General features: G+C 51.1%; 22 protein-coding genes. 8 read left to right on the forward strand and 14 right to left on the reverse strand.

The window, feature by feature from the left end; translation table 11 throughout:
* The first annotated feature begins 64 nt into the window (after positions 1–64).
* The 3 genes from JW953_00865 to JW953_00875 all read left to right on the forward strand — a co-directional run bounded on the left by JW953_00865 (position 65) and on the right by JW953_00875 (position 3,523).
* The gene (locus JW953_00865) at positions 65–1,123 is read left to right on the forward strand and encodes a GNAT family N-acetyltransferase (GenBank protein ID MBN1991225.1); all 1,059 of its coding nucleotides are present in this window, start codon (positions 65–67) and stop codon (positions 1,121–1,123) included.
* Between the two features lie 58 nt (positions 1,124–1,181).
* Entirely contained in the window at positions 1,182–2,897 is a 1,716-nt protein-coding gene (locus tag JW953_00870) for a hypothetical protein (GenBank protein ID MBN1991226.1), read from the forward strand.
* Positions 2,898–3,109: 212 nt separating this feature from the next.
* Positions 3,110–3,523 (forward strand): response regulator, encoded by a 414-nt coding sequence (locus JW953_00875; protein MBN1991227.1) that lies wholly within the window; start codon positions 3,110–3,112, stop codon positions 3,521–3,523.
* A 70-nt stretch (positions 3,524–3,593) separates the two neighbouring features.
* Here JW953_00875 and JW953_00880 read toward each other — a convergent pair whose 3' ends face one another.
* The 7 genes from JW953_00880 to JW953_00910 form a co-directional block, all read right to left on the reverse strand.
* Positions 3,594–5,090 (reverse strand): hypothetical protein, encoded by a 1,497-nt coding sequence (locus tag JW953_00880; protein MBN1991228.1) that lies wholly within the window; start codon positions 5,088–5,090, stop codon positions 3,594–3,596.
* On the reverse strand, positions 5,087–5,911 hold the full coding sequence (locus tag JW953_00885) for a hypothetical protein (GenBank protein ID MBN1991229.1): 825 nt from the start codon (positions 5,909–5,911) through the stop codon (positions 5,087–5,089). Before JW953_00885 ends, JW953_00880 begins: the two co-directional genes overlap by 4 nt.
* Positions 5,912–6,410: 499 nt before the next feature.
* On the reverse strand, positions 6,411–7,367 hold the full coding sequence (locus tag JW953_00890; GenBank protein MBN1991230.1) for a hexose kinase: 957 nt from the start codon (positions 7,365–7,367) through the stop codon (positions 6,411–6,413).
* Positions 7,364–7,954, reverse strand: a complete 591-nt coding sequence (locus JW953_00895; protein MBN1991231.1) for a class II aldolase/adducin family protein — start codon at positions 7,952–7,954, stop codon at positions 7,364–7,366. Before JW953_00895 ends, JW953_00890 begins: the two co-directional genes overlap by 4 nt.
* Positions 7,955–8,068: 114 nt before the next feature.
* The gene (locus JW953_00900) at positions 8,069–9,298 is read right to left on the reverse strand and encodes a DUF711 family protein (GenBank protein MBN1991232.1); all 1,230 of its coding nucleotides are present in this window, start codon (positions 9,296–9,298) and stop codon (positions 8,069–8,071) included.
* Positions 9,299–9,471: 173 nt separating this feature from the next.
* The gene (locus JW953_00905) at positions 9,472–9,801 is read right to left on the reverse strand and encodes a hypothetical protein (protein MBN1991233.1); all 330 of its coding nucleotides are present in this window, start codon (positions 9,799–9,801) and stop codon (positions 9,472–9,474) included.
* Between the two features lie 2 nt (positions 9,802–9,803).
* The gene (locus JW953_00910; protein MBN1991234.1) at positions 9,804–10,454 is read right to left on the reverse strand and encodes an RNA polymerase sigma factor; all 651 of its coding nucleotides are present in this window, start codon (positions 10,452–10,454) and stop codon (positions 9,804–9,806) included.
* Positions 10,455–10,695: 241 nt separating this feature from the next.
* On the opposite strand from JW953_00910, the gene JW953_00915 reads away from it, so the two are divergent.
* Both JW953_00915 and JW953_00920 read left to right on the forward strand, forming a co-directional pair.
* Positions 10,696–11,112 (forward strand): transcriptional repressor, encoded by a 417-nt coding sequence (locus JW953_00915; GenBank protein ID MBN1991235.1) that lies wholly within the window; start codon positions 10,696–10,698, stop codon positions 11,110–11,112.
* Positions 11,113–11,136: 24 nt separating this feature from the next.
* Positions 11,137–12,204, forward strand: coding sequence for an alpha/beta hydrolase (locus JW953_00920; protein ID MBN1991236.1), 1,068 nt, complete (start codon positions 11,137–11,139; stop codon positions 12,202–12,204).
* A 62-nt stretch (positions 12,205–12,266) separates the two neighbouring features.
* Here the strand turns inward: JW953_00920 and JW953_00925 are convergent, their stop codons facing one another.
* The 7 genes from JW953_00925 to JW953_00955 all read right to left on the reverse strand — a co-directional run bounded on the left by JW953_00925 (position 12,267) and on the right by JW953_00955 (position 17,977).
* Positions 12,267–13,385 carry a DNA-processing protein DprA gene (locus tag JW953_00925; GenBank protein ID MBN1991237.1) on the reverse strand — a complete coding sequence of 373 codons (1,119 nt, stop codon included), beginning with the start codon at positions 13,383–13,385 and terminating at the stop codon, positions 12,267–12,269.
* A gap of 87 nt (positions 13,386–13,472) precedes the next feature.
* Positions 13,473–13,832, reverse strand: a complete 360-nt coding sequence (locus JW953_00930) for a hypothetical protein (protein ID MBN1991238.1) — start codon at positions 13,830–13,832, stop codon at positions 13,473–13,475.
* Positions 13,825–15,033, reverse strand: coding sequence for a cation:proton antiporter (locus JW953_00935; GenBank protein ID MBN1991239.1), 1,209 nt, complete (start codon positions 15,031–15,033; stop codon positions 13,825–13,827). The genes JW953_00930 and JW953_00935 overlap by 8 nt, the downstream gene beginning before the upstream one ends.
* Positions 15,034–15,143: 110 nt before the next feature.
* Complete coding sequence (locus JW953_00940; GenBank protein MBN1991240.1) at positions 15,144–15,863, reverse strand: hypothetical protein; 720 nt, start codon at positions 15,861–15,863, stop codon at positions 15,144–15,146.
* 174 nt (positions 15,864–16,037) lie between these two features.
* Positions 16,038–16,919 (reverse strand): tyrosine recombinase, encoded by an 882-nt coding sequence (locus tag JW953_00945; GenBank protein MBN1991241.1) that lies wholly within the window; start codon positions 16,917–16,919, stop codon positions 16,038–16,040.
* 130 nt (positions 16,920–17,049) lie between these two features.
* On the reverse strand, positions 17,050–17,601 hold the full coding sequence (locus tag JW953_00950) for a hypothetical protein (protein MBN1991242.1): 552 nt from the start codon (positions 17,599–17,601) through the stop codon (positions 17,050–17,052).
* Positions 17,549–17,977, reverse strand: coding sequence for a PAC2 family protein (locus JW953_00955; GenBank protein MBN1991243.1), 429 nt, complete (start codon positions 17,975–17,977; stop codon positions 17,549–17,551). Before JW953_00955 ends, JW953_00950 begins: the two co-directional genes overlap by 53 nt.
* 261 nt (positions 17,978–18,238) lie before the next feature.
* On the opposite strand from JW953_00955, the gene JW953_00960 reads away from it, so the two are divergent.
* From JW953_00960 to JW953_00970, 3 genes are all read left to right on the forward strand, one after another.
* Positions 18,239–19,213 (forward strand): DUF3426 domain-containing protein, encoded by a 975-nt coding sequence (locus tag JW953_00960; GenBank protein MBN1991244.1) that lies wholly within the window; start codon positions 18,239–18,241, stop codon positions 19,211–19,213.
* A gap of 182 nt (positions 19,214–19,395) precedes the next feature.
* The gene (locus JW953_00965) at positions 19,396–22,236 is read left to right on the forward strand and encodes a GAF domain-containing protein (protein MBN1991245.1); all 2,841 of its coding nucleotides are present in this window, start codon (positions 19,396–19,398) and stop codon (positions 22,234–22,236) included.
* Between the two features lie 2 nt (positions 22,237–22,238).
* Positions 22,239–23,870: a response regulator gene (locus tag JW953_00970; protein ID MBN1991246.1), complete on the forward strand. Its 1,632-nt coding sequence runs from the start codon at positions 22,239–22,241 to the stop codon at positions 23,868–23,870.
* The last annotated feature ends 133 nt before the right edge of the window (positions 23,871–24,003 follow it).

Genomic DNA, 24,003 nt, shown 5'->3' on the forward strand with positions numbered 1-24,003 from the left:
TATATTTACTCTTCTGGTCGGGACCCCCTGGCCTTGATTCCCCACCACCAACAGGAGCGACACCTTGCCGGCAAACAGCTTTGATATTCAAATTGCGCACAGTATTGAGGAAGTTGGCCAGGCGGCCTGGGACGATTTGGCCGGGGGACATCCTTTTGCCCATTATCGCTGGTATCGTTATGCCGAGGCGGTGCTGGCCGATGACCTGCCCATTTATATTATCCTGGCCCACAGTGGCCGGCCCGTGGCCCGGGCCACGTTTTGGCTCAAACGGCAGGAAGCCATAGAGCTTTCGTCAAAACTGGCGCGCCGTTTGGTGGAAATGATTTTGCGGCGTTGGCCGTTGTTAGTGTGCCGCACGCCCCTGGTAGATATGCCGGGCCTAATTTTGCCCGACCCGCCGCTGCGTGAAGCAGCCCGGCAAGTTATTACCCAGGTGGCCCAGGAGCAAGCGCGCCGGTATCGCGCCTCTTTTCTGGTTTTTGATTATTTAGAACGGGAGGAGACCGAACGGCCGGGTTGGGCGAACATACTTATCCCCACCACACTCCCGGACCCCGGCACACACCTGGACATCACCTGGCCTGATTTTGAGAGTTACCTCCAGCACTTGAGCAAAAAGACCCGCCGCCAATACCGGCTCAACTGCAACCGCGCCGCCGACCTGGGCATTGAGATCAAACGGCATGCGCCGCCGGCGCCGGACGAAACTACCCTGGAACAGGCTGTTTCGTTGATCCATGCCGTGGAAACATATCATGGCTCGCCGCCTACGCCCTGGACGCAGCCGATGCTAAGCCACGCCGGTATGGTCGAGGCCACCTGGTTGACCGCCGAACTGGAGGGGCGTTTGGTAGGCTGCGCTACTTTTTTTCAAGATGGGGCTACCGGCCTTATGACCATGCTGGGGCGGGATTACGAGGTCCAGTACGCTTACTTTCAATTGATTTACGAAGCCATTTGCTGCACCATTGAAGCAGGCGTGCGCGTGTTACGGGGCGGCAGCGGCGCCTATGAAATGAAAGAACGGCTGGGTTTTCAAGTGGAAAGCAACAATTACCTGGCTTATGCTACTCATCATCGCGGCTTGCAGTGGTTAGCCTGCCGGCTCACGCCGGAATGAAGATAACCGGGCCGCCCCAAAAACCGGTCCGGCAGGGTCAAATTGGAGATAGATTATCATGAAGAATCTTTTTAAACCACCCCCCCTGGATTTACCTGAAGATAAGTATAAAAACCTGATCTTTAACTACTTTGTGGGCACAGTTTGGGTGCTGGCCGTGCTTGATACAGCCTGGAATGTTTACCTGGCCCTGACCCTTGAAGGTCAATTGGCTTCAAAGTATAGCGGTTTTATCCCCTTTGATGTAGCCTTTTTGGCCCTATGGGGTTTAACCTGGCTGGGCCATCGTTGGTATCCCCGTTTAATGCGCCATCTTTTTCTTGTGTTAATAATTATCGGCACTATCTTCTTTTTTAACTGGGAAGACATTGACAGAATATTTATTGCCTACGCTATCCCCATCATTATGGCCGCCTTTCTGATCAGGCCCATTTATAGCTTTGTTTACCTGATATTTGTTATTTGCGCTTATACGTTCAGGTTTTACCAAGAAGGTTTTTCTATTACGGGCGGCGTTGAATACAATTACGTCAGCCTACTGGGTTTGGCCATTATTTCTGTTGTGGCCTGGCTGATTGCCTTATTTTTAGAGCGATCCCTGGCCGAAACCAGGGCCTTGAATAGAGACCTGGACCAACGGGTGCAAGAGCGAACCAGAGAACTGGCGGCAGCCCTGCGCCGGGAACACACCCTGGCTGTGCGCAACAAAACTATTTTAGAGGCAATTGCCGATGGCGTGTTGGTCTTCGACGCCGACCAACAAGTGGTGGTGGCCAACCCGGCCGCCAATCGGCTGGCCCGGCGCGATTTGCGTTCTTTTAACTTGAGCGATTTCCTGGCCACCGTCGAGGGCAAAGCCAGAGACAGCATCCGGGCGTGGCTGGCGGGCCAAAAACCAAGCAAGAGCAGTAATGTAAGATTTGAATGGTATAACCGCATCATTTCCGCCAATGTCGCGCCCGTTATTCTACCCGGCACCGAGGACAAACGAGTTGGCGATGGGAATGTGATGGTACTGCGTGATTTCACCAAAGAAGCCGAGTTGGAACGGGCTAAGGACGTGTTCCTGGGCATGGTCAGCCACGAGTTGAGAACACCGATGACGGCCATTCAAGGTTATGTTGATCTGCTCTTGACCATAGAAAAAGAGCAAATCTCGGCCAAAGGTTACCAGTATCTCCAGACTATCAACGATAGTGTCAAACAACTTTTAAAATTGGCCAATGAATTGATTGACCTGTCCCGGCTGGAAACCGGCGAGATCGAGCTTTATTATCAATGGGTAGATTTGGCCGAAGTGGTTGGCCAGGCGGTCAAAATTGTCCAACAAGAGTTTGCCTCCAGAAAGCTCAACCTGGAAGTTAAGCTGGAAGATAATCTACCCCAACTCTATGTGGATAGAAACCGCATCAACCAAGTTTTGTTGAATCTATTGAGTAATGCCTACAAGTACACTACCACAGGTGGGGCCATTGTGGCCGTTAGCCAAAATGAGGAGTGGATCAATATAAACATCAGCGATACCGGGATAGGCATTAAAGAAATTGACCAGGAAAAGTTGTTTGAACGCTTTTTCAGGGCCGCAGACCGGATAGTGCAGCAAGCCAGCGGGACGGGTCTGGGTTTGAACATCAGCAAAGGTTTGATTGAACTGCATGGCGGCACGCTGACATTTGAAAGTAAATATGGGGCGGGAACAACTTTTAACGTGGCTTTACCTAAACCCAACGATGCCTTGTCTGATGAATTTGGTTCACCCAATGGACATAACTGAGTGCAATAAAGCCTGCGCAATGGGTGCGTCCAAAATTTCAGGAAAGCACAGGGGGGAATTTGGGGGGATACCCCCCACACCTCCCAGTCATCCTAAAATATTGGACAGACCCCTGCGCAATTGCATTATTTAAATAAATGCTTTAAACTTGAAATAAGGCCTATTGTTCTACAGAATTAGTTGTTATCCGGCCAGAGAGGGAGAAAGAAGCCATGCACATACTTTTGATTGAAGATAGCAATACGTTGGCTCACCTATTTCAGGTACAGTTGAGACACTTAGGCCATACGCTTACTATGGCCGAAACAAAAGCAGAGGCGCTGGCCGCTTTTGAACAGGAATCGTTTGACCTGATTTTTATTGACATGGGCCTGGAGGGGCTGCCGGATAGAGGACTTGAGATTCTGACCGAAATGAAAACCCAGAAACCGGGGCAGCGGATTGGCATTCTCTCCTCAAACGACGTCAGGGATTTGGTTCGACTCAGTAAAGAGGGAGGCGCGGAGTTTTACATGGTCAAACCCTTTACCATGGAAGGGCTAACGATGATTTTGCGGGGCGACAAAGAGGTTATTCAGCACTACCAGCCGGAAATTGGCGAGGGGCGAATTATTTATTTGCAATAAACAAGTTGGTTTTAAACCAAAAACGCCAACCGGCAATCACGGGTTGGCGTTTTTTGTTTGGTTGGGTTTCTCAAAAAACCATCTTGAGGCGGGGTTTTCTGGTTAGATTTTGATATTTAGCCATTGCCAATAAAATTACCGACTCAACCACATGGTAAGGGTTATACAGTTCTTTAGCTATCCACATCCCCGGCAACGCCTCTACCGAAGTATAATGGCTGGTAAGATAGCGGTACCCCCTTTCCAGAACTGCAAAGGGAATATCGCCCGTTTTTTCATAAACCTGGGTCAAGGCCGTCAGCGCATAGGCTGTTTCTTCAATGGCCGCTTTGGGACAATGGGGATAGAACGTCCAACTGCCATCCTCTCTTTGGGTTTTCAAGAGCCAATTGAGTTGCCTGGCCACAATCTCATCGGCTACGCCTACCAGGGTCTGGACTGCGCGAGCCGTACTGTAATAGGGCGAAATGTGCCATTTATCAATAATATAATCCGTAGTGGTTAAATGACAAGCCAGCACGTTTAGGGCTTTTGCGAGCATCTCCTCTCGGCGGGGAAAGTTTTTGACCTTGTTGAGCGCGTCTACCAGATGAATGTGCGTGCCCAGAGAAATATTACGCTCGCGCAGGTAACATTGAAAATGGGTTTCCACTTCATAAGTTTCCAGCACTAAAGGGTCTATCGTTTCTCCTACCGCATCAAAAATCAAAAGCGCCAGGGCCGTGCAATCCGCATCTGGAATAAAATGGGACGAAATGCCCACCCCTTCTTCACCCCAGGCCTGTTTAAGCAAGTCTACGGGCGAATCAATAGCCGGTTTTAAGGATTGTAAGTTATGGCTTAAACTAAAATGATAGAGCGGCCAGATAACCTCAAATACCTCAAAGGGGAGCATGGCCGGAACCGCGCCATTATATCTTTCCAACAAAGTTTTAAGAAAACAATCCCCCTCCTGGCAGCCAACGGCAATTTCAACAAAGGCAGTGGCGGCCGGCGAACTATGGATTCCGCCATAGGCTGCCCTGAGTTGAGAAACCGCGGTCCGGTCTAATTTTTCAAAGCCAATGAATTCCAGGGCGTGAGCCAGGGGAATGTGAGGGCAATAGAGCAGTTCTTTGGGCGTGAGCGCCAGTTTTTGTTGGTATAAAGGCATTATTTGCGGCTCTATCAGGGCCTTAAGCCGGTTAAGTTTCAGGCCCAGGGAAATGCCTGTTTCAAGCAAACTGGGCAGCAGTAATTCAAAACTGACCGACTCAAAAGCATCATCCGCCAGGTGGGGAATGGCCTTCTCCAAATAAGCAATCCCCCGTTCAATGCGCTGCAAATCATGGCCATTGCTAGACGTGGCCGCCAGGGCATTGATGGCGGAGAGAGTAGCGATCACTCGCCCATGATAATACTCTAATTCAGAAACTCCCCAACTGCCATCAGGACGCTGCGCATCTATAACCCACTCAAGGGCCTGGGGATAGAGCCAGGCTGCCCAGCCGGTATCATAGGCTGAAGGAGAAATATAGTTGGGCGACCCATGTATTTTAGTTAGCAATTTGGTGTAGGCTTGAATCATAGGGCTATCCATCCTTTCGAGGTTTGCTGTCCAATTCCTAATACTTTGCAGTTTAGCCAAGTTTGAGGGGTTAAATGGTCATACAATTCATCATCATTGACTCGCTCGTAAATACAATCATAGAGGATGCGCCGCAGCGTTACTTGCTCTAAACAAAAGGTGGGGGCCTGGAGAAAATACAGGCTGGCTTTATTAATGTCTAACAGGGGCACATCCCAAATGGCCGGCTGGCCCGAACCAATGATCAGGTTGACCGGGCCAACCGGCTGGCCGTAATACGCCTGCAACAGCGCTTCGCCGGTATCAACGGTTTTGGCCAGAGCAGTGATGTTATCTAAATAACGGTCGGCAAAAACGCCCAGGAACAGGCGGCGACTGGTATAAACTGCGCTTTCCGTAATCAAGTCGGCCAATCCGTCTGCCAGGCGCGCCAACCCCTTTTCAGACAACACCTGCCTCCAATTTCCATAAAGGTTGACGCCCACCTCTGTTTGATGATACCACGCGCGATAAGTGGGGGTGAGCATTTGGGCCAAACCCTGCTCTACCGCCAGCTTAAAATAATCATCGCCGCGGGTCAATAGATCATAGCCAAACACAGGTTGAATCAAGGTTTGCAGGCCATGCTCATACAAAAGTTGGCTGAACTCCTGCTGCGCCACCTGCATCACCCTGGCATAATCGGCCCAATTTTTGTGTTGACTCAAAAACCAACGCCGGGTGCCGTTGAGATATACCACCGCCGTAGGAGATTTTTGAGCAACAATTTGAGCCAATTTCCGGTTATCTAACTGAAGCCATTCTTGTAACATGTAATCCAAAAACAAATCCTCCAGGTAAAGTGACCGTTTACCGGAGGAGGAACAGGGATTTTCAAGTTCCTGACCCTCCCCACCAGGTTTAGCATTAGTCAATGCGTTGTCTTGAGTAACTACGAATCGTGAGAACGCATGTGATTTTTGCCAGGTACAAATGTTTTTAATTGTTAATGCTGAAATTTTGGAGTAATTGAGTACCCTGCAAAACAGACGAGGATTTACGATTGGAGTAAAGTAAGCCCGCCTTACTCAGAGCAGGGGAATGGGGATGGATAGATGAGGTGAGGCAGAAATTTGTGTTGAAGGTTTGAAGTTACTACCGGCGTTCGCGCGCTCATCCCCTGAATTTTTTTACTGGTAAAGATTGTGCTTTATAGTTGTGATATTTTATCACAAAAAAATACAAACTTATTATACAAAACTTTTAGCGCCGTGTCTACACCAATTTTGTGGTGATTTTGTCCTATTGCCCTTGTTACTAAACAGCATTTTGGGGCCTGGATCAGGCCTTAACCTGAACAGAGAATTTTAATGACTGCACCTTGGTTTGTAACCGGATGCGTTCAACATCGGCCATGTGGCAATCTGCCGTGCCCTCGGTTAACGTTACAGCCGCGCCGGTAGCTGCGGCCCAACGCAGGGCCTCCGGCCAGTTATCCCCCGCCGCTAAACGCCAGGCCAGAGCCGCCGAAACCGCATCGCCGGCCCCGGCGGCATTGACCGCCGTTTGAGGCGGCGCGGCGGCCAGATAAGAACCGGCCGGGGTTAAGGCCAAAATACCGTCTTCCCCACAAGTAATAATTAACGTGGAGATTTGGGCGCGGGCGCGCACTTTTTGGGCCGCAGCCGCCAGATCGGCCAGGATTTTGGTTTGCGGCCCAAAGGTTTCACCAAACTCATGCCAATTCATTTTGACGACCGTAGGGGGCGCAGCGAACGTTTCCAAAAGCGGCGGGCCAAAACTGTCAATCAGCACCGGCACACCGGCCTCGTGGGCTATTGCCGTAAGTTGACGATAACAACCGACGGGTACGCCCCTAGCCAACGATCCTCCGGCCACCACCCACGCGGCCTGCGCCAGATAAACTCGATACCGCTTGAGCAAATCCTGGTATGCTTCAGCAGACACCGAAAGGCCCGCCGCAATAAGATGGCTGTGCCGGTGATGGCGAGCCTCGATGACGATGTGGGCAATCCGCGTGTCGCCTTCCACCCAAATCAAATCGTGAATAATGCCGTAACCGTCCAGGAGTTTGGTCAAGGCCTGGCCGGTCGGTCCGGCCACAAAGCCAACGGCGCGATTTTCAACGCCCAACGCCTGCAACACCACCGACGTATCAAACCCTTTTCCGCCCACGTAATCGGCCGTTTTGAAAGGGCGTATGGTTGTGCCGGGCCGGAACTCATCAATAAAGAGCAAGCGATCTAAAGCGGAATTGGCCGTAACTGTAAGGATCATGCCAGCAATTTTTGGGCCATAATACAATAGGCATTCCAATCAAGGCGTTCCAGGGCGTCAACGGCGGCCAGCAGGTTTTTGCCGGCCACCATAATACCGTGCCGGGGCATCAGCACCGCCGCGGCCTGTTGATTGATGACTTCTTCTTGGCCCTTTAAAGCGGCTACAATGTTATCGGCCAGGACCTGCGTATGCGCAGGCGCGCCTTCAATCACCTTGACCAGGCCAAACTTTTGCGTTTGCTCCAGCACCGGCTCAATGGGGCGGCCGGCGGCGCAGAAAGGGAGAATATGGAAAGGATGCGCGTGGATGATGCCCTTGACCATGGGGAAATGACGATAGATGGCCAAATGGGCTTTGCCCTCGCGCGAAAATTCGGGGCGGCTTAACAATTCATCATTGTGAACGCTGCCGGCGAGAATATCTTCCGGCCGGTTTTGCCAGTGACGTTGACTGCCGCTATAGCGGGCGGTCACGTAAATTGTATCGCCGTGGCGAGCGCTGATATTGCCGCCGGCCATATCCAACAACTTGCGCTCAAACAACAGCCGCCCGGCATAGATAATTTGTTCAGGGATGGATGTCATAAAAAATGATCACCTTTTAGAGTAAATGGCCCGCCAAACCCGTTCCGGCGTAATGGGCAAATCTTAAATCCGCGTACTCTTCTTCAGACGGGGTAATTTATTTTTTATATTCTATTACGGTTGGGAGGAAACGGCAAAGAAAGAACCTTTTTCAAAAAGGCGCCGGGCGCCCAGGTTTTTAACCGGCATCACCCGGCTGCTGGCAAAGTATTCAAAATCAAAGGTTACTTTTTCTCCAACGGCCAGGCCGGGAATGGGCATCAGGCGGGCGGTGAGAGGTTTATGGAGGGTGATGGCCAGGGCGGCCATGTCAACAAAAATAGCGGCCATTTCGTCGGCGGTGGTATTGCCGGGGATGGGGATGGTAGAAAGCCCGGTGCCACACACCGCCGAATAAAGCAGCAGGTCGTTGATGTCAAAACAACATTCCGCCGCCCGTTCAGCCAAAACATTATCTTCTAGCAAAGGCAACAGCACGCCGGAAAAGCCGGTATGGGGAATATTGGCTTGCCGAATACAGTTGGTTAAAAAAGAGATGGCAAATAAGGTGCCGCTGCCGCCAAAACTATCTATCCCCAATTTTTCAACGGCTGCCCCAATGCTCCTGGCCTGCGTGGGGAACGGAGCCAACGAAAAATCCAATCCCTTAAAACGAAGCTGGTGGTCATCAACCAGGGCATCAACAATACCCAAAAAATTATTGGTGGCGCTTTCAATGGCTGTTATCAGTCGTTTTTGGGCCTGGGGAAAAGAACGCGCCGAACTGATGGCATCAAGGGCCAGGTCGGCGGCTTCGGTGGCAATGGCAAAGCAGGCGGCCCCCCCATGGTGATAAGCAGCCGGGAAAAACGGCACGCCGGCCGGCACGTTAGCCAACGCTCCCAACCGTAAATTACCAAACCCCATGGGAGTAGCGTGAGCAACCTTGTGCACGGTTTGGGCCAGGGCCTGGGCTGCGGCAAAATTGATGCCGCTATTATCGGCGGCAAAAAGCACCCCGGAGAATATTTTTTCCGTTTCCGCAATCACCTGGGGTAAGGCGTGAATGGACATCAGCAAAGACAGCGGCGTGGTGGCCACCACCGGACCAATAGAAACAAAATCTATGTTATGTTTGGCCGCCATCTCTTCCAGGGTTTTGGCGAATTCAAGCAGCACAGCAGCATCGGGGTCGCCCAGCACGTCTAAAAAGGGGGGGGTAGCCAGGCGCACGGTTTGGACTTCAAAACCGGCCTTGGTTAAACGCAAGCGGGCATCGGCTAAAAAACGGCCGGCTCCGGCAATGCTGCCTTCATCAATGGGCCAGGTTAAGGGGATGAAATGGGTTACAGAGCGAATTTTCATAGAGCCAAAGGAACATCAAGTTTTTTGAAGCCGGTTTCTGTTTATTATGATACCTCAAAAGGCATAGTTAAGCACCATGCCAATTCTCCTACTGCCCCTAAAGCAAAAAAGGAACTGCACCGGAGCCAGTTCCCTTTTCCCGCTTTTTTAACCCAAATCTTTTAAGTTTTGGGTTAAAATTTGTTCGCCGGGTCACAGGGCCAGGATTGTTCGGCGGGGCCGATGATGGTGATGAGGCTTTCAAATAGCGTGCTACAATCGGGGCAATGTTTAAGGTGTTGTTTAACTAAATGCATCACCCTACACGGCGCAGCCCCGGCAATGAGCAAATCTGTATACTCATCCAGCAGGTCGTAACACTCCTGACAATCAATTTCGTTTTCTTCTGTTTCCAGAGCGGATTTTAGCAATGTTTGCCACACCGGCTTGGTCATCTTTTCTACTCCATACCTTGAATTAATCAAGGCGTTGCCGCTATTGTTTAGACGTAAATTGGCAGACAATCTTACCCCTCCTTACTAAATAATTGCAAGATGTACTGTGGCTCCCAACCCGATTCTTGCAAGCCCTGCTTTAGTTTTAAACGCGCATCATGTAACAATTTATAAATGTTGTTGATGTTGGTATCCAGCAACCGCGCCACTTCGGCCATAGGGATATTGTCTACCCGAACAGCCATTAGCACCTGGCGTTGGCGCTCGGTTAAGTTGTTATTGATGACCTCGCCAAGCACTTGCCATACTTGCCGGCGTTCACTGGCGGTATCAGGGGCGTTGCCCGACGTAACATCCGGGGCCAGGACTTCCTGCAACGAAGCGCCTGATTCGGTGATGGCATCCAGCGAGAGGTCGCGCCACCTGGCCCGGCGCAGTTCGCTGATGGTATGGTTGGCGGCAATTTTGGCCGCCCAGGTGGTAAATTTACTTTTACCTCGAAACGTGCCTAAACCGGACTGAATTTTGAGCAGGGCGTCCTGGACAAAATCCTGACCCATTTGCTGCAATTCACTCTCGGCCAGATGGTTCAAATCGCTGCGGGTGTGTAAATAAACAATGATGGCGCGTTGTAAGTATTGGCGCAAATCTTCAATGGCTTCGGCCTGATGAGGATGGCCATCACGCAGATGCTCCAGCCACATTTCGTTGGTGCGTTCCATGCAGAACCCCTTATGGTGGCAAAACTTTGTTTCCCCAAATTTGGGTGAATTATACCATAAGCCAATGGTTATCAGAAAGATTTTGCCTCTCTCAGGATTTGGTTTGCTTGTAGGGCAAAATTGGGGTTCAGCTCAAACCAAATTCTAAAGTGCATCCGGCAAGATCATTTTTGCAGTGGTTTTGTAGTCGTGATACAATCGCACTTGCAATTATTCTCAAATGTATTACGGGACCCGGTAAATGAACAGTCTAATTGAAGCGTTAAAAGAGCGTGGGCTGCGCGTCACGCCCCAGCGAGCCATCATTTTTGCGACCATCGAAAAACTGGAAGGTCATATCACGGCTGAAGATATTTTTGCCGAGGTGCAAAAGGTCAATCCTTACATCAGTTTAGCCACCATCTATCGCACCCTTGAATTATTACAAGACCTCAATTTGATTACCCAAACCAACTTGGGCCGTCATCAAACCTATTTTGCCTTAAAAGAGCATTGTTCCCATCACCACCTGGTATGTCAGGAATGTGGTCGCATTGAGGAATTTTGTGACGACGTGCTCGAACCGGTTCGCGCTCTTTTGGAGGAGCGGTACGGCTTTAAGGCGCAGACCGATCATATGAGCATTTTTGGAATTTGTAAGCAGTGCCGGAAAAGTTAACCATATATTTTTAAGGAGGGTGAGATGTTTGTAGTAACTAACCGGAGTATCAATGAAAATGCCGAGGGGCTGGAAAAATTAGGCTCCATTCCCAACCCAAAAGGCCCCAATGAGTTACGCCTGGTTGAGGCCACCAAGGAGGCCGGTGATTGGCAGATCAACATTGTTCCTGATACGCTTAATGAGAAGATGAAAAGCGAAGTGGGCATCACCGGCCCCGAAACGGCTTACGGCAGCCAATATGTAGCCCGAAAAGTGTTTGAACGGGTTGGGAAAGGCCAGCGCAACTTTCTTTTTTTTGTGCATGGATTCAACAACGATTTTAAGGCTGTGCTGGACCGGGCCGATAACTTTGCTCAGAACTTTAATGTGGAAGTAGCGGCTTTTAGTTGGCCCGCTAACGGGGGCGGGGTAAAAGGCGTTGCCGATTATTTGAGCGACAAACGAGACGCTGCCGCTTCTGTGGGCGCGCTTGACCGTTGTTTTGGCAAAATTTATGATTATCTCAACGGTTTTAACGAAGAACGTTTGGAGAAAATTTTTAAAGAGGCCCAACAAAGATACCCCAAAAATGCCGAATCCAGGGACAAGTTTGTTACTAAAATGGCCGAACAAGGGTGCCCCTTTACGGTGAATTTGGTTTTGCACAGTATGGGTAATTATCTGTTCAAAAAAGTGCTTGAATCCTCTATTTTCCGGGGGACAAAACTTATCTTTGACAATGTACTTTTAGTAGCCGCCGATACCAACAGTCAAAACCACGCCGAATGGGTTGATCAGATCCATTGCCGCAAGCGGGTTTACATTACCATCAATGAAGATGACGCCGCGCTGATGGCCTCGCGCATGAAGGCGGGGGAGGGACAACTGGCCAGGCTGGGCCATTATCCCTACAATCTTAATTCTCAACAGGCAGTTTATGTTGATTTTACCAATGCCGCTTACGTGGGCAATTCTCACGCTTATTTTGAGGGCCAGCCTTTAAGAAACAAGGCGGTGAGACAATTCTTTGACAAAGCCTTCAACGGCCAGCGGGCAGAAGAAGATCTTCGTTTTGACCCCGCTACCGGCACCTACCGGCCACGCCGCTAACAAACTTTAGCCAGGCGGTCAGTAACCCGGCTACCCTAACCAACAAAAAAGCCCCCCCAGGGCTACTCAGGGGGCTTTTTTTCTTTTTTTAATCGTTTACGGAGGATGTCGGGCACTTCGCCGCCCATTGACAGAATCTCCAGGGCCTCGTCGCTGGCAATGGGTTCTATCTCTTCTGGGCGCAGGGCATAATCGTCATCAGAATCGGGGGGAACAAGGGGAGCCGCCATGGGCGGAGCCATAGGGATAACTTCCTCGGCGGCTTGTTCCCGCATGGTATCGTCAATCATGGCCTGCTGGGCCATCTCCACCACTTCGCCGGTGTCGGTGAGCAGCAGCGCGCCCCGGTCAATCAGGCTGCGATTGGCCGCAGTATCGGCCGGGCGCACCAGCACCGGCAGCCCTCGTTCCAGGGCGGCCATAGCTCGGGTTTGGGCATCCTCGCTGGTATCAAGCACCAGCAGCACCAGGGCCAGGTAATCAATCAGCAAATGACGAGCTTCGGCAAACTTTTCCTGAAAGGCAGCATCCGGGGCAAAAGGGCTGGCCAGGGCGATTTTTCCGGCTTGCAGCGCAGCCTCTAATTTGGTGGTGGTTTGGGCAAAGGCGCTCAGGCCCATGGGGATCAGGGCCACGGCATGCCCCCCTTCTGTAGCCAACATTCTTTCAAACGTAACCCGGTCCAGGCCGCGCCCGTAGCCGCTGACCAGGCCAATTTCTTCGGAAACCAAAACCTGCATCAACTCATCCACAAATTCGGCGCCGGCTTCATCGGGCGATTGCTCGCCCAATACGGTCACGGCCGGCTCGTTGAACAGGGTTAAGTTGCCCTGTCCCCACAGCAACAAGGGTTGGCTGGCCGGGGGTAAGGTTTGAGCCAATCTTTGCGGGTAGCGCGGGTTAGTGCGGATAACCGGCTCCAGGCCCTGGGCTTGCCATTGGGCCAACATTTTGGCCTGTTGGGCCAATCTATCCTCATTCATAGCCGCAGCCACTCGCTCGGCCTCGTTATCGGTGAGGCCAAAGGTGGTTGACCATTCCAGGGGCGAGAGGTCAAACAAATCAGCCACGGCGCGTTTTTCCAGTACGCTCCAGCGCTGGATGACGGATTTGACCAGATTCAATTTCAGGCCGCTCTCGTTAATGAGGGTCAGCCAGTAAACTGTTTCAGAGTATGCCATTTTTTTATTGGCGCTCGTCAAATAAAGCCGCTGTCGGGGTTGCTTGCCAAGTGAACTGTTTCAGGGTATGCCAGTTTTTTTGCGCAGTTATTTTTCGTCAGTACGCAACCCCCAAACACCCTGTACCGGCACAACAAAAAGGATGCCAACATCCGGATTATTCAAAGGCCCGGTAACTTTTTCGGTTTCAACAACCAACGTGTCCACGTCAAAATCGTCGCGCACCACGCTAAATATAAGTTGGTGCGGGTCTTTTCGGCTTTGCAGGATGCTCTGCAACGAAACTACAAACGGCAAATCGTCGCGGCTGCCGTACTTCTTAATTTGGTGGCGTAGGCCGGCGCTATTTATAACCGTAACCCCCGGCACACCCAGCCTTAACCAAGTTTCAAAAACAACTTCAACATGTTGCGTTTCATCTATGACAAAGACAATAAGTTTAGCCATGTACCTTCTCCTGTATGTTCTCCTGTTTGGGAAATACCATCCGTAATAGAGGGGGGGTAACAAAAGTTGTTACCAGCACCATCAACACCACGATGGTAAAAATATTATCGTCAATTATGCCAACCGATCTGGCGCCTATGCCCGCAATGATCAGGCCAACTTCACCCCGTGAAATCATGCCAACCCCCACCCGCAACGATTCCCTCCAGGTCATATTGCCTGCTTTTGCGCCCAAGCCGGCCCCTATCACCTTTGTGAGAACGGCCACCAGGCAAATGACTATAGCAAATATAAAATCGTTGGCGGAGAGCGAGCGAAGGTCTGCCGTTAAGCCGATGCTCACCAGGAACATGGGCACAAAAAAGGCATAAGCCATGGGGTAAATATCGCGCTCAATTTGGTGTTTAAGCGTGCTGCCCGACAGGGCCACTCCGGCAATAAAGGCGCCGGTAATAGCCGCCACTCCGCCCAGGGCTTCCGCCGCCCAGGCAAAGCCAAAAAAGCTGACAATCACCAACGACATAACCGGCGCGCTCACCGGGTATTCCTGTACGCGCCGGACGGCTCGCGGCAGAATCCACATGCCAAGTACAGACCCGCCAACAAGAAACAGCGTCATTCGGACAGCAATCCAAACCAGGCTCCACAGGCCGCCGCTTTCTCCCTGAGATAGTGTTAAAAAGGCTGAAAACACAATAATTGCCAGAACATCGTCAACCACTGCCGCGCCCAGTAAGGTCATTCCTTCCCGGCTGCGAAGTTTACCCAATTCCATCAACGTTTGCGCCGAAATGCTGACGGAGGTGGCGCTTAAAACAATACCAATAAATACAGCCTGGGTAAGACTATAACCGAACATGAGCACAACGGCCAAACCCAATAAAATTGGCGCAATCACTCCCACTGTGCCGGCCAGAACGGCCGGTTTACCTGTTTTGGTAAGTTCCGACAGCTCAGTTTCAAGGCCGGCCACGAACATGAGAAATATTACACCTAATTCTCCCAGAACATGCACCGTTTCCGATATATGAAATTCTTCAAAGTAGGAATAGCCAAATACGTTAAGGATTGAAGGCCCCAGCAACAGGCCCACTACCAATCCCCCCAGTACAGCCGGTTGGCCAAGCCGTGTTGAAACCCAATTACCCAATTTGAAAACAGCAATGATCAGGGCTAAAGCTAATAATAAAGATGTAATCATTTTTTCTCTAACTTTCGATTAATATTTTGAATGTGTTGAATACGCCAGCGCGTTATGTAGAGGCGCGTGGCGACACAAATTCTTCAAGTTTTTTGCTCTAAGACACAAACTCACTCCACCAGCAATCGAACAACGCAGGGTTCAGGGTAGTTGCCAATGGTGTCAACAACAACCAATCTAAATTCGTATTCTCCCGGGGAGACTGTGTCGGAGTTCCATGAACCTAACACGCCATCGAGCACAGGGTTATTAAAACGTTGAATAAAGTTCCAGTCGTTGCCGCCGGAAACACGGAACTCAAATTTATAGTAGTCAAAATTGTCAATGCTGGCTGCGCCTGTAACCTGGACCACTCCGCTTACAGGCGCTCCGTCGCCGGGTTGGGTAATGGTAACGCCCGGATGGGGGCAAGCGGGCGGCGCGCCCTGGACCGCCGGCGGGGTTGGCGTCGGCGTTTCCCCAATAAAAACAGTTGGCGGCGGCAGTGGCGTGGCGGTGGGCGTGGGGGTAGGGAGGAGGGGCGGCGGGGTGGGGGTGGGGGGGAGGTCGAGCATGGGGGTGGGGGTGGGCGTGTTGGGGGGAGGAGGGAGAAGGGGGGGTGTTACCAGGCTTACGTAATAAACGCCCAGCATGAGGCCCAAAACAATTGTCAAGCCTATGAAGGCGCGGTTCATCCGGGCCCGGGTATTTTCCCGCTCTAAGGTAAAAATGGAACGGGCGCGGTCTTTACGGGCCAGCCACATTAATCTGAGAAAGAAGAGCGCAATCAGCCCTAAACCGATATAAATCCAGGTGTCAAAGGCAACAATTGGCCTGAGAAATTCTAACATGCCGGTTTTATGTGTTCCTTAGGCTTACCTCAAAAATTGAACCTACAGAGTATACAAATAGGCATAAATAGAAGCAAATTATTTAACGCTGCTTGCAGCGCAGCCATAAAAAATGCAGAGCCAATCAAACTGCGGCTCTGCATTAGCTTTTACAAAAAATCCTAAATTTAGAATTTAGCTTTCTCGATTGAGATGCGTATAGACCTGGGTGGTAGAAATATTAGCGTGTCCTAATAATTTTTGAATATCTTGCAGTGATTTACCCTGGCTTAGTTTATGGGCGGCAAAGGAATGACGCAACGTATGCGGGGTAACCTCGGCTGAAATACCAACGGTTTCAACATAATGTTTGATAATCAACCATAAACCCTGGCGGGTGAGCCGCTGACCACGATTGTTCAGAAAGAGGGCGGGTTCTTCCGGGTCATGCAGCAATTGGTCGCGGCCGTTATTGATATAATCTTTTAATATTTTCAGGGTTGACTCAGAAATGGGAATGACTCGATCTCTGGCATTACTTCTTTTGCTACGGACCCGAACCGTACCACCGTTATTTTCAAATTCAATATCAGACACATCCAGCGATACCAACTCGGTGACCCGCATGCCGGAGGCGTAAAGCATTTCCAGCAAGGCCAGGTCGCGTTGGGCTTTATAACCGCTTTCTTTGGCCGGGGCTTGTAACAGCCGCTCAACTTCGCCAGGGGTCATTGCTTTGGGAAGGCGTTTTTTGACCTTGGGGGAATCAAGGGCAAAGGTGGGGTCTTCTTTTATATCGCCTTCTGCTACCAGAAAATGAAAGAAGGATTTGATGGCAGCCACTTTTCGGGCTACGGTTGAAGAAGCATATTCGCCGCTGTTTTTTAGATGCTCAATGTAATCAACAACGCTTTTTTTGTCTACCTGGACCCAGCTTTCTGGTTTTTGAGTCTGCTTGTCGGCCTGAAGATGGTGATAGAATTGATTGAGGTCGTTTTGATAGGCGGCAATGGTATTTTCTGCGTATTTTTTCTCCGCCTCCAGGAAGTTCAGAAAGCTCTGGACTCTGTCTTTCATTGCCTACTCCTTATACGCCGCTAGCTGGATAAAAAGGGGAATTAACCACCTCCATTTTACCAAAACTTTCCATAACTATCAAGTTATCAATTCACAATTTAACGTTGTTTGTCTTGATTTGGGCATGCCGTTACTCGTCTTCCATATCTTCAAAAAGGTCGCCCAATTCCCGCTCCCACACCTCATCGAGCGGCATAAAGGTCATTTCGGTAAAGTCTTCGGCCAACTTCTCTATATACTCTTTTACATTAACTTGAGGCAACTTGCTTTCCAGTTCAGCAATTTTAACCTCCATTGAGGTCAGGAGAGCATCACTTTCTTGCTCAAGGCCGGCCAAATCAAGGCCCAAATTGAACATATAATTAAATCTTCGCATCAGGTCGTACCAGGCTTTAAAATCCGTCTCAATTCTGATTCCTTGCTGTAAAGATAATGATAGCTGGCCAAAATCATAAGCCGGCACCATGGCATAAAACACTAAAAACTCTATTTCTCTTTGTTCAGCCTTGTCCACCAGGTACGTGCCAATGGTTGTCCCTCCCTCGTAGTTGGAGAACTTAACGGCATACTTGGCCAACTCGGCCTGCATCCGCCGCAGGCTATAAACACACGACACTTCCCGGTCTTTATTATACGGCATAGGGCCATACACCCCCCCCCACCGCCGCCACCCGTTTAACATGCAGCGCCTCCACCACATCAAAAAATGACTCGGCGTACTGGTCGGCATGCAGGTGAGGCTCATCGCCCAAAAAAATGACCAATCCTTTTTTATCGTCGCCCGTGTAAAAGAATTCATTTTTATGCACTTGTAGGGATTGCCGGTATCCCTCTTTCAGTTTTATCTCCGGCCGCAAAAAGTGATGCGTGCCGGGGATTTGGAACAGGTAAGACCCCTCGGCGTTTAGCTGGCCAATTTTTCTGGCTCCCATCTGCTCAATGAGGTATTGGGGCAAACCCGATGAAATAGAGCCGGCGTCGGCCCATTGGTGCCAGCCCACAATCATATATTTCTCTTGAGCCTTCGGTTTTTCCCACAGTTCAATCAGGTCAGCCATATCGGTTCACCTCCAAAATCTGTATAACTATAGCTTACCTTTAAACCGACAAAGAGTAAAGCCGCAAACCTTTTTTAGACATAACTATTGTTGGATGGGGTTGCGGATGCGTCCCAAATTTTGGCGTAGGGACAGGGCAATGTCCTGTCCCTACTACCCTATGACCTAAAAATTGGGGCAGACCCAGAGAGGGTTGCCCCAGTTTCACCCTTCAAGGCAAATCGTGGTATAATTCTGTTTTATCTTGGTCAGGAGCATCCTGTGCAACAGTTGATTTTGTGGTTCATCGTAGCCGGTTTAATGGCCGCTTGTGGCAGCAGGCCCACCCCCACGCCAACAGCAAGCCCTCCCGCCGGAGCCGTCTCTTTAACCAAAACAATTACCCGCACCCCCACCCCCCGCGCCACCTCAACGCCTCGCCCGGCCACGCCTATGGCCTCCCCCACCGCCACCGTCACACCCACGCCGGTCATTTACGTTATCCAGTCGGGCGACACTTTGCTTGATATTGCCATTCGTTTTGAGCGCTCTACGGAGGCCATTCAAGAGGCCAACGGCATTGTGGACCCCCGTTTTTTACAAATTGGGCAAGAGTTGATTATCCCCCCGCCCAAAGAGGATCCAACCGACCCGCCTACTCCCACCCCTACCCCACCGCCTCTGGTGGTAGAGGCGGTTAATTTTCAGGAAGCGCCGCCCGGCGTTTTGTGGTGCCTGGGCAGGGTAAACAATCCCGGCAGCAAGCTCCTGGCGGAAGTGGTTATTGAAGCGGCGCTCTATGACGAGGCCGGTGGGTTGTTGGCCAGAGAGGCCGCTTTTACCCAATTGGATGTAATTCAACCGGGGCAAGCAGTTCCTTTTGCCATTTTGTTCAATACTCCGCCCGGCAGCTTTGCCCAATACCAGGTTGCTGCCGTCTCCGGCATTCCTGTTTCAACGCAAGCCCGCTACTATTATGACCTGGAAGCTTTTGATTTGCACGGTTCTCAAACAGACGTAGCCACCTATCGTTTAACCGGGCAACTGCGTAACCGGGGGCCGGTTGACGCCGAAGCGATTCGCCTGGTGGCCGTAGTTTACGATGAAGATGGCCGCGTTTTGGCTCAACGCCAGGCCGAATTGGCGGTTGAATTGCTCAAAGCCGGCGCCATTACTCCTTTTGTGGCAGATTTGATTCTGCCCCATGGCGTTGTAAATCATTATGAAGTGCTGGCCCAGGGCTTAAAAGTACAATAAGTGCAGGTCGCCATTATGTTAGTACCTTCTACTCTGTTGTCATACCCGGCAAATGCGATTATACTAACTTATGTATTGATTCACGCTTTCACCGCCTGCCCCTGACCCCCTGTCTTAAAATTTCCCAAACAAAGGAACCAAGATGCGCAGGGGCGTTTTTTTGATTGAGATAGTAAAGCCTGATGAATAGCCCATCGCTACAACTTTCTGCCTATACCCAAAAAGAACTGGATGAAATCAAAGAAAAATTCAACCAGTTAACCCAAACGTCCTTTCCCGGCATTCTGATGCACAAAAAGGTCAGAATTTTGCACGCCGACCCCGCTCTGGCCGCCATGTTTGGCTATACTACCGCCGAACTGGAGGGCATGACGGTTTTAGAATTATCAACCCCGGAAGGACGCGAGATTGTTTTAAAAAACACCCTTTTAAAACACGAAAAACCTTACCAACTCCTTGGCCTCAAAAAAGACGGGGCTATTTCCCCCATTGAAATTTTCGGCCGTGTCCTCACTTATCAAGGCCACATCATCAGCGTCATCGCCATCCGAGAAGCTACCGGATATGAACCGGCGGAAATATTGGCCGCCCTCCAAAAAACCAAAGAAGAACTGAACACCAGCCTGACCGGCGGCAGGACCACCCAGTTACGATTTTCTAATGAACAGTTGCGGCTTGAACTTGATGAACGCGCTCAAATGGAGGCTGAACTCCGGGTTAGAGCGCGCCAACAGGCTGCCGTGGCCGAACTGGGGCAGCGGGCTTTGGTGGGCACCCCTCTGCCGGCGCTGATGGATGAAGCGGTATTGCTGGCGGCGCAAACCCTGGCCGTGGAACATGTTAAAATTCAGGAACTTCTGCCGGATAAAAATATTCTGTTAGTGCGGGCGGGTGTTGGCTGGAAAAAAAGCTTTCCAGACGAAACCACTATGATGGTCAATATTAACTCCCAAGCCGGTTACACCTTACTTTCTGGCGGCCCGGTCATTGTGGAAAACTTGGATGAAGAAACTCGTTTTAAACCCTCTGCCCTGCTGCTGGAGCATCAAGTGATCAGCGGCATGAGCGTTATCATCTACGGCCATGATGAACCTTTTGGGGTTTTAGGAGCGCATACCACCAGGCCGCACACATTTACCGAAGATGACATCCATTTTCTGCAAGCCATCGCCAATGTGTTGGCGGCGTCCATTGAAAACACGCGCCTGTTGGCCGAAACAAAACGGCGGGCCGAACAATTGGCCGTGCTACACGAGTTAGACCGGGCCATTACCACCAGCCTGCGTTTATCCGACATCTATTATGCCTTTGCCCAGCACGCTATCCGTTTACTGGCTTATGATTGCATGTCTATTGCCCTGCTGGAAGATGATCACCTGCGGGTAGTTTACGTTACCGATAAAAAGGACCGTAGCCCAATCTTGGCCGAAGGGAATACCCTGCCGCGCCAGGGGTCGGCCATGGGCTGGGTAACAGCAGAGGGACAACCGCTGCTGCGACATAACGTGGCCGCCGACCCCCGTTTTGCCGAGGATGAATTACTGCTTGCCCACAACATTCAATCGAGCATGATCGTGCCCCTGCGGTTCAAAGGCCAGGTTATTGGCACCTGGAACATTGGTGCCCAAAAGATAGACGCCTACAGCCCGGAGGACCTGGAAATTGCTCAATCAATGGCCGACCAACTGGCCATTGTCATTGAGAATGCCCGCCTGTTTCAACAGGCCAAACAAGAAATTGCCGAGCGCCAGCGGGCCGAAGCTGCCCTGGAAGAAGAACGCGCCTTACTGGCCCAACGAGTGGCCGAGCGGACGATGGATTTACAGGTAGCCAACGAGGAACTGGCCCGGGCGGCTCGCCTGAAAGATGAATTTTTGGCCGGCATGAGCCACGAACTCCGCACGCCGCTGACCGCCGTTTTGGGAATGGCTGAAATTTTAAAAGTGGGCGTTTATGGCCAGCTTACCGAGAGGCAGACGAAAGCTATCAACAATATTGACGAAAGCGGCCACCATCTGCTGGCCCTCATTAACGATATTCTGGACCTCTCAAAAATCGAGGCAAACAAGTTGGACCTGGAGATCAAACCTGTCTCGGTGGAGGCGGTCTGCCAGAGCAGTTTGCAATTTATCAAACAGAACGCCCATAAAAAAAGTATAAAAGTATCCTACACGCTCGATAAGGCGGTAGCGGTGCTGCCGGTTGATCAACTCCGTCTCAAACAAATTTTGGTGAATTTATTAAGCAACGCCGTTAAATTTACGCCGCCAGGCGGAAAAATCGGCCTGGAGGTAGAGGGGGATGCGACCCGGCAATGGGTCCACTTTACGGTATGGGATACCGGCATTGGTATTTCCCGGGCAGATTTGCCCCGCTTATTTGAACCGTTTGTGCAATTGGATAGCAAACTCTCCCGGCAATATTCGGGCACCGGCCTGGGCCTGGCCCTGGTGAGCCGGATGGCCAAAATGCACGGCGGAAAAGTTAAGGTAGAGAGCGAAGTTGGACAGGGCAGCCGTTTTACGGTTACATTACCCTGGTCTGAACCGCTTAAAACAGTGACGGCAGATGAAGCCCCGCCGGCCACAGACAATGCGGTAATCCAGGTTGATTTGCCGGCCCCAACAAAGGCCCAAAATCCTCTGATTTTACTGGCCGAAGATGAAGCCGCCACCGCCTCTCTTTTAACCGATTATTTACAGACCAATGGCTACCGGCTTATTACGGCCCAAAATGGCCTCGAAGTACTGGCCCAGGCGAAACAGAACAAACCGGCGCTGATTCTGATGGATATTCAGATGCCGGAGATGGATGGTCTGGAGGCCATCCATCACTTGCGAGCCGACGCCGAGTTATCAACCATTCCCGTGATTGCCCTCACCGCCCTGGCCATGCCCGGCGACCGGGAACGATGCCTGGCCGCGGGCGCAAATGATTACTTTAGCAAGCCGGTCAAGCTGAAACAACTTGTTGCGGCTATTGAAACCCAAATCAAACCAGGAACAGCCCCACCCCAGGGATAACTATGACGGATCAGCCAACCATTTTAATTGTAGACGACGAACCGGTGCTGCACGACATTTTGGAAGGGTTGCTCAGCATCGAAGGCTATCGGTTTGCCTCGGCCAATAACGGGGTGGAAGCGCTGGAAAAAATAGCCGAAGTTAAGCCGGACCTGATCTTGCTGGACATCATGATGCCCCGCATGAATGGCTTTGAAGTATGCCGGCAACTCAAGGCCAATAAAAAGTGGCAAAATATTCCCATCATCCTCATCACCGCCCTGGACAGCAAAAATGACCTGGCCAAAGGCCTTGATGCCGGGGCCAATGATTTTGTGCGAAAACCTTTTGACCGCACCGAGTTGCTGGCACGGGTGCGCTCAATGTTGCGGATTAAAACCCAGTACGATGCGTTAGAGGCGCAAAAACGGCAATTACAAGCCTCTTTACACCTGAAAGAAGAATTTGCCCGGGTTACAGCCCAACATCTTGAAGAGCTGGAAATGTTGCATGAGGTTGGGCTGCGTTTGATGAGTAATTTAGATTCAGACTCCGTCTTGAGCATGACCTCGCACGTAGCCCTGAAAGTCATCCCCCAGGCTGTCCAATGCGTGATGCATTTATTATCGGGCGAAGGGCAGCAACTGCTGCCGGTGGTGTTTGCGGAGGATGGCTCCAAAATTATCTCTCCTGATGTGGGCATTGAAGAGATTGTGCAACGGTCGCTCGAAACACGAGAGGCTATCTATGTAGCCAAGGTAGCTGCTCCCTCTTCGCTCCAATTTGATGGCAAAGGGGCGCTGCTGGTTGTGCCGCTCCTTGACCACCAGCAGGCCATCGGCACGCTGAGTTTGTATGGCCCCAAACCCCATGCTTTTGATAACAGTCACTTACATCTTTTATCCATCCTGGCCCATCAAGCCACAGTAGCCCTGGTCAAAACCCGCTTCTTTGAAGGCCGGGCGCGGGCGCAAGAACAGGAGAAGCAGGCCATTCGTAACCTTTTTGGGCGTTATGTTAGCCCAACGGTGGTTGACCGCCTGGTTGACGGCGCGGAGAATTTAGCCCTGGGCGGCAAACGACAAGAGGTAACGGTATTGTTTGCCGACCTGCGCGGTTTTACCAGCTTCAGCGAAAACATGCCCCCGGAGCACTTGGTCGAGGTGCTCAACCAATATTTTGACCTGGCGGTTGACGCCATTTTGGGGCAAGAGGGCACCCTGGACAAATTTATGGGAGATGCCGTAATGGCCTTTTTTAATGCGCCGTTGCCCCAACCGGACCACACCTTAAGAGCAGTACGGGCGGCTTTGGCTATGCAGCAAATTGTGGCCGACTATAATTTGACCTCAACGGATGACTGGCATTTGGAATTTGGCGTTGGCCTGCACGTGGGCCAGGTAGTGGTGGGCAACATTGGCACCGTGCAACAGATGAACTACACCGCCATTGGCGATACGGTGAACCTGGCCAAACGTTTGCAGGAGCATGCCCACGGCGGGCAGATTGTGCTGAGCCAGGCAGCTTACCAGGTGGTTAAAAACGTGGTCACGGCCCAAGACCTGGGGCCGGTAACGGTTAAAGGGCGGGCCACGCCGGTGCATGCCTATCAACTGGTTGATCTGAATGTTATGGTAAACCAGCCCCTACTCTAGCAAAACCCATATTTTTTCAGGTCATGTTGCTCTGAGCGAGGAACGAGCGAAGAATCTCCATGAAATATATCAAAACCGGCGCGACGTTATGCCACATGGAGATTCTTCGGCTTCTGGCCTCAGACACAACAAA

The organism is Anaerolineae bacterium (assembly GCA_016931895.1).
Taxonomy (GTDB): domain Bacteria; phylum Chloroflexota; class Anaerolineae; order 4572-78; family J111; genus JAFGNV01.